This is a genomic window from Aeromonas sp. A35_P (assembly GCF_002259925.1).
Lineage (GTDB): Bacteria > Pseudomonadota > Gammaproteobacteria > Enterobacterales > Aeromonadaceae > Aeromonas > Aeromonas dhakensis.
Window position 1 is genome coordinate 1 of sequence record NZ_NEVB01000090.1, and the last position, 6,686, is coordinate 6,686.

Consider the following 6,686-nt stretch of genomic DNA (forward strand, 5'->3'; position numbering starts at 1 on the left):
CTTCCCTAGAGTGAATCGCTCCCTGCGTGGGCAAGGAAGCCGTATAACCCGAATTGGAATCAAAAAATGAACAATAAGAAAAGCATACTGGCCGGCCTCATCGGGCTGGCCCTGCTGGCAGGCTGCAGTCAGGCGCCGGATACCAGCAACAAGCACTCAGGCCTCGCGCTGGCCAACATGGACACCAGCGTCAAACCCGGCGATGACTTCTTCCGCTACGTGAACGGCCACTGGCTGACCACCGCCAAGATCCCGGACGACAGACCCGCCGACGGCGCCTTCTACCTGCTGCGGGACAAGTCTCTGGCGGACGTGCGGGTGCTGGTGGAAGGGCTGGATGGCAAGGCCGCCGCCGGCACCCAGGCCCAACAGATCCGCGATCTTTACCACAGCTATCTGGATCAGACGACCCGGGATGCCAAGGGCACCACACCCCTGCTGCCCATGCTGAGCGAGATCGAGCAGATCCGCACGCCGCAGGATCTGGCCCGCGCCTTCGCCCAGAGCGGTCGCAACGGCGGCGGTGCCCCCTTCGGCTTCTGGATAGACGCCGACGCCAAGGCCCCGGACAGCTATGCCGTCTACCTCTACCAGGCCGGCCTCAGCCTGCCGGATCGGGACTACTACCTCAAGACGGATGCCGCCAACCAGGCGCTGCTCAAGAAATATGAGCAGCACATCGCCACCATGCTGGGCCGCTTCGGCGAGCCGGATGCCGCCGCCAAGGCCAAGCGGGTGCTGGCCCTCGAGAGCAAACTTGCCAAGATCCAGTGGGACAACGTCAACCTGCGGGATCGGGAGAAGAACTACAACAAGGGGCCCCAGAGCGAACTCAAACGCCTCGCCCCCGCCATCGACTGGGACGCCTACCTGAGCCAGGCCGGCCTCGCCGGCCAGCAGAGCCTGGTCATCGGTCAGCCGAGCTATCTCACGGCCCTGAACGAGGTGGTGAAGCAGACCCCGATCGGCGACTGGCAGGCCTACCTCAAGTGGCAGCTCATCACCGATTACGCCCCCTACCTCGACAGCCAGACCGATGCCCAGAACTTCGCCTTCTTCGGCACCGCCCTGAGCGGCACGCCCAAGCAGCGGGCCCCCTGGGAGCGGGCGCTCGGCGTGCTGGACGATCACCTGGGCGAGGCGGTCGGCAAGCTCTACGTGGAGCGCTACTTCCCGCCCCAGGCCAAGGCCCGCATGGAGCAGCTGGTGGAGAACCTTCGCACCGCCTACGGCCAGAGCATCGAGGAGCTGGACTGGATGTCGCCAGCCACCAAGGCCCAGGCCAAAGAGAAACTCGCCAAGTTCCGCCCCAAGATCGGCTACCCGGACAAGTGGAAGGATTACAGCGCCATCGCGATCCGCGCCGACGATCTGGTGGGCAACCTGCAGCGCGCCCGTGCCTTCGAATACGCCGACAACCTGGCGCGCCTCGGCAAGCCGGTGGACAGAGACGAGTGGCACATGTCGCCGCAGACGGTGAACGCCTACTACAACCCGAGCAACAACGAGATCGTCTTCCCGGCCGCCATCCTGCAACCCCCCTTCTTCGACATGCAGGCGGATGACGCGGTCAACTACGGCGCCATCGGCGGGGTGATCGGCCACGAGATGGGCCACGGTTTTGATGATCAGGGGGCCAAATCCGACGGTGACGGCGTGATGCGCGACTGGTGGACGCCGACCGATCTCAAGGAGTTTCGCTTCCGCACCAGCCGGCTGGTGGCCCAGTACAACCGCTTCGAGCCCATCGCGGGGCAGTTCGTCAACGGCCAGTTCACCCTGGGTGAGAACATCGGCGATCTGGGCGGCCTCACCATCGCCCACAAGGCCTATCTGCTGTCGCTGGATGGCAAGGAGGCCCCGGTGCTGGACGGCTTCACCGGCGAGCAGCGCTTCTTTCTGGGCTGGGCTCAGGTGTGGAAGGGCATGTATCGCCCCGAGCTGATGCAGATGCTGCTCGCCTCTGATCCCCATTCGCCGCCGGAATACCGGGTCAACGGCGTGGTGCCGAACATCCCTGCCTTCTACGAGGCGTTCAACATCCAGCCGGGTGACAAGCTCTATCTGGACCCGGCCAAACGGGTCAAGATCTGGTAATGACCGCCCCGCTGAGGGGCGGATGACGCGAACCGGCAGGGATTGCCAGGCCGGTTCGCACAGCAACACAGGTGGCGGGCAACCGCCGCCGCAGTAACAAGGGTCAAACCGATGAAAGCCTTGCTCATGACACTCGGCCTGCTCACCCTACCCCTCGCCAGCCAGGCGGCGGACGGGTTCTTCAAACAGCTGACGCTCCCCTCAGGCCAGGTAGTGACCGTCAGCGAAGGGCGCGGCGAACCGGCCTCCACCGGCAGCTACGACGTGCGCCTCTACTCGGGCGCCAACCCCCAGTTCCCGCTGGATCAGTTCATCGACGGCAAGGTGCTGCCGCGCGATGGCAGCATCAAGGAGCTCAAGCTGCTGGATCTCAACGGCGACAAGCAGCCCGAACTCATCGTCGTGGTCGAGAGTGCCGGCAGCGGCAGCTATCTGAGCGCCGACGCCTTCACCCTCAACCCACAGGAGGGGCTGGAGAGCTTCAACCACGTGGAGGGGCTGGCCCCCAATGACGATGTGATTGAGGCGCTCAAGACCCCGCGCGACTGACATGCCCATCACCATGCCCCGCCCAGCGGGGCGTTTTTTTGTCCTGCCGCTGACAAGGTTTCCTCCCGCCTCCCCCACAGGGCATCGCCATGAATAGACGGTTATTTTTTCTGCGCTTATAATCGCCGCACCGTGCCATCACGAAACACAAGGAGGTAAAAAATGGTTATCCAAGCGTGTCCGATGTTCTCGGCTCGCCTGTTCGGCACATTCGCGTGCTCTTGCCTGCATACCATCGCGCTGCGATAGCGGGTTCGAGCAAAGCCGACTCCCTTCCATACCGAGACCTTTCTCGACTCTGCCGTTGTCGCCAGCGCTCCTGATGACAGGGATCCTCGATCCCGCGATTTAAGAGAGCAAGAGCATGACAACCCTGATGAGTACCCATTCCCTGCAGATGAGTGCGGGGCACCTTCCGTTATTTGACCATCTCGAACTCGGCATTCGCGCAGGCGACCGGCTCGGCCTGATTGGCGCCAACGGCTGCGGCAAGAGCACATTGCTCGCGCTGCTGGCAGGCGAGCGCACGCCCCAGGCCGGCCGGGTCGTGCAGGCTGCCGCCTGCCGCTGCGAGTTCGTGGCCCAGCAGTTGCCCGCCAGGCTTTCAACCCTCAGCACCCGCGCCGTGCTGCTGGATGCGCTCGGCAACGACCCGAGCGCCGAATGGCAGGTGGACAAACTGCTGGCCGAACTGCAGCTGGAGGCCCAGGCCGCGCTGCCGGTCAGTGCGCTGAGCGGCGGCCAGCACAGCCGGCTGCAGATAGGGCGTGCCCTGCTGCGCCAACCCAACCTGCTGCTGCTCGATGAGCCCAGCAACCACCTGGATCTGCCCGCCCTGCTCTGGCTCGAGCAGTTTCTGCTGGGCTGGAGCGGCGCCTTCGTGCTGGTCTCCCACGACGGTCGCCTGCTGGACCGGGTCACCGAGCAGACCCTGATCCTGCGAGATGGTCAGCTGCACCGCTTCGCCCTGCCCTGCAGCCAGGCCCGGGCGGCGCTGGCCGCCGAAGATGAGCAGGCCCGCCTGCGCCGGGCGGACGAGCAAAAGGAGATAGACCGCCTGAGCGCCAGCAGCAAACGCCTCGCCATCTGGGGGCGGGAGCATGACAACGAGAAGCTGGTGCGCCAGGCCAAGTCCATGGAAAAGCGCATCGCCCGCCTGCAGGAGGAGCAGAGCCAGGTCGCGGCGCTGGCCCCCTGGCGGCTCGAGCTGCGCGGACTGAACCTGCCCGCCGACACCCTGCTGCGGCTGGAGATCCTCGACGTGGCGCCGGCACCCGCATTGCCGCCGTTGCTGCGGGCCGAGGGGCTCAGGCTGCGGGCGGGAGACAAGGTCGCCCTGCTCGGTGCCAACGGCACCGGCAAGTCCTCCCTGCTGCGCCAGTGCTGGCGCGAACTGGCCGCGCAGAGCCCGCAGGCAGGCTGGTACTGCCACCCCGGTGCCTGCATCGCCTATTACGATCAGTCCCTGCAGCAGCTGGCTGACGACGCCACCCTGAGCGACGCCCTCTACCCGCTGGCCCCTCTGCCGGAGACCACCCGGCGTCAGGCGCTGATCCGGGCGGGTTTCCCCTATGCCCGCCACGGTCAGCAGGTGCACACCTTGAGCGGGGGGGAGCGGGCACGGCTGCTGTTTCTCGCCCTGTCCCTCGGCAGCCACCACATGCTCTGGCTCGACGAGCCCACCAACCACCTGGATCTGGCGGGCAAGGAGGAGCTGGCCGAGGCGATTGCCGCCTTCCCGGGGGGCGTGCTGCTGGTCTCACACGACCGGGAGCTAATCGAGCGCAGCTGCAACCGCTTCTGGCTGATCAAGGACGGCCGCATCCAGGAGGCTCACAGCGCCGAGCGGGCCTATGCCGAGCTGCTTGGCGATGCGCCCTCGCCGGCAGCAGACAAGGCAAGCCTGGCCGCCCCCGCCATGGGGCAGGCCCAGGCCGGCCCGGCGGATGACGAAGAGGCGCTGCTGGCACGCTGGTATGAACTTGATGCCCTGCTCGCCGCCGATCTGGCCCGCAAGCCCAGGCACCAGACCCCGCGCCTGCAGCAGCAGTGGCGGGGCGAACTGGCACGCCTTGCCGACCTGCTCGGCTTTGCCTGACGCCCGCCAGCATCATCCACCCTTTATCCCTCAACTCACGCGGCCAACTCAGGTTGGCCGCAAGGAACCATCATGACTGACTCAATGTTTCCCGAGATCCGGCTCGAATCCGTCAGCGACGCCGACCTTCCCCATATCTTCCGCGGCCTGTCCAATCCGCGGGTCGTCGCCTACTACGACGTCAGCTACGACAGCCTGACGGCGTGCCAGGCCCAGATGGATTGGTATGCCGAGCTGACCCGCACCGGCCGTGGCGCCTGGCACCTCATTCGCGACCAGCACACGGGCGAACCGCTCGGCGCCATCGGCTACAACGATGCCGACCCTGAGCACCGGCGGGCCGAGCTGTGCTACTGGCTCTATCCCGAACACTGGGGCAAGGGGGTGATGAGCGCGGCGCTGCGGCTGTGGCTGCCGCTCACTTACCGCACCACCGAGCTGCACCGGTTGCTGGCGGTGGTGGAGGAGCCCAACCGCCCCTCCGCTCGCCTGCTGGAGCGGGCCGGCTTTCACTACGAGGGCACCGCGCGGGAGTGCGAACGCAAGGGGGATGGTTTCATCTCCCTGCGCCACTACGCCATCTTGCGCAGCGACCTGCCCGCCAACCGCTGACAGGCAGCAAAAAGCCCCGCACTACGGGGCTTTTTTCGGGTTACTTGATGGCGCAGACACGATCATCTGGCGCCGAGCGGCGACCTCTGCGCCGCCACAACGAGAAACCGCCGTAACCCAGACTGAGCACGACGGCATAGAGCACCTGGGAGGCGAGCGCCACCAGCACCAGGGCGCAGAGCAGCACGCTCACCCCAGCCAGCCCCCTGCCCATCCCGCCGAGCAGGCGCCAGCCCGCCGCCATGCAGAGCAGATAGACCAGCACGAAGTTGCCGTTGGCGTAGCGGATCAGCTCATCGAGCGGCAACCGCAGCCAGATGATGAGGGTGATGCAGACCAGGCAGATGAGCAGCACCAGACCGAGCGCCCGCAGCGGCGCGCCGCGAGCGGTAAGCACCGCCAGCGAGGGGGGCAGCTTGCCTTCGCGCGCCATGCTCCAGATAAGCCTCGCAAAACCCTGAATGTAGATGTTGATGCTGGCAAAACAGGAGAGGTAGCCGAGCACTGCCACCAGCCACTTGGCGGTGGGGCCGAACAGCAGCGAGAGCAGGGCCGGAATGGCGGTGGCGTTGGTCGCCTCATCGCCATAGAGACCATATTTGAGCACCACCAGCGAGTGTACCCAGTAGATGAGCCCCGCCAGCAGCACGCCGCCAAGCAGGGCGACAGGGTAATCCCGCTCCGGTCGCTTGAACTCCTCCCCCATGTGGGCGAAGGCCTCGAGCCCGACGAAACACCAGAACATCACCGCCAGCGCGGTGGCCATGGCGGGCCACTCGTCCGTCGTCGGCAGCGGCCGGGTGGCGTCGCGCCAGCTGATATCCCCCTTGAACCAGATGAGCAGGGTGAGCCCCAAAATGGCGAGCGCGATCAGCAACTGCAGGTTGCCGGAGGAGCGCGCCCCGCGCACCCCCAGCAAAAATACCCCGAGCAGGGTGAGCAGCTGGATGCCCCACAGGGTCCACTCCCCCAGATCGAACAGGGCGTGCCAGAAGCCGGCGGCGATCATCAGGGCGGCGGGCAGACCCACCGGCAGCACAGCCAGAAACAGGAAGGCGGAGAAGCGCTCGGCGCCGTTGCCAAAGGCAAGGCCGATAAGGTGCGGCACACCGCCGGCATGGGGATAGCGGCGGCCGAGGCGAGCGAAGGTAAAGGCGATGGGCAGTACCAGCGCAATCAGCAGCAACCAGGCCCACAGCGAAGCCCCCCCCGCCAGCGAGGCGGCCGTCGCCGGCACCACGAAGATCCCGGTGCCCAGCAGCGAGGTGGCGAGCAGCCCCATCCCCTGCCAGAGCCCGAGATCCTTTTTCAACCCAGACATATCCTTTCC

The 6,686-nt window shown here is 66.1% G+C and carries 5 protein-coding genes; 4 read left to right on the top strand and 1 reads right to left on the bottom strand.

What is annotated here, in order from left to right:
- Window positions 1-66: 66 nt before the first annotated feature.
- The 4 genes from CAK78_RS06845 to CAK78_RS06860 all read left to right on the top strand — a co-directional run bounded on the left by CAK78_RS06845 (window position 67) and on the right by CAK78_RS06860 (window position 5,356).
- Window positions 67-2,097, top strand: coding sequence for a M13 family metallopeptidase (locus tag CAK78_RS06845; protein WP_094696792.1), 2,031 nt, complete (start codon window positions 67-69; stop codon window positions 2,095-2,097).
- A 111-nt stretch (window positions 2,098-2,208) separates the two neighbouring features.
- On the top strand, window positions 2,209-2,646 hold the full coding sequence (locus CAK78_RS06850; protein ID WP_094696793.1) for a PliI family lysozyme inhibitor of I-type lysozyme: 438 nt from the start codon (window positions 2,209-2,211) through the stop codon (window positions 2,644-2,646).
- A 364-nt stretch (window positions 2,647-3,010) separates the two neighbouring features.
- Window positions 3,011-4,744, top strand: coding sequence for an ABC-F family ATP-binding cassette domain-containing protein (locus CAK78_RS06855; protein WP_094696794.1), 1,734 nt, complete (start codon window positions 3,011-3,013; stop codon window positions 4,742-4,744).
- A gap of 72 nt (window positions 4,745-4,816) precedes the next feature.
- Complete coding sequence (locus CAK78_RS06860) at window positions 4,817-5,356, top strand: GNAT family N-acetyltransferase (RefSeq protein WP_094696795.1); 540 nt, start codon at window positions 4,817-4,819, stop codon at window positions 5,354-5,356.
- Between the two features lie 40 nt (window positions 5,357-5,396).
- Here the strand turns inward: CAK78_RS06860 and yjeH are convergent, their stop codons facing one another.
- Window positions 5,397-6,677 carry an L-methionine/branched-chain amino acid transporter gene (yjeH, locus tag CAK78_RS06865; RefSeq protein ID WP_094696796.1) on the bottom strand — a complete coding sequence of 427 codons (1,281 nt, stop codon included), beginning with the start codon at window positions 6,675-6,677 and terminating at the stop codon, window positions 5,397-5,399.
- Between the last annotated feature and the right edge of the window lie 9 nt (window positions 6,678-6,686).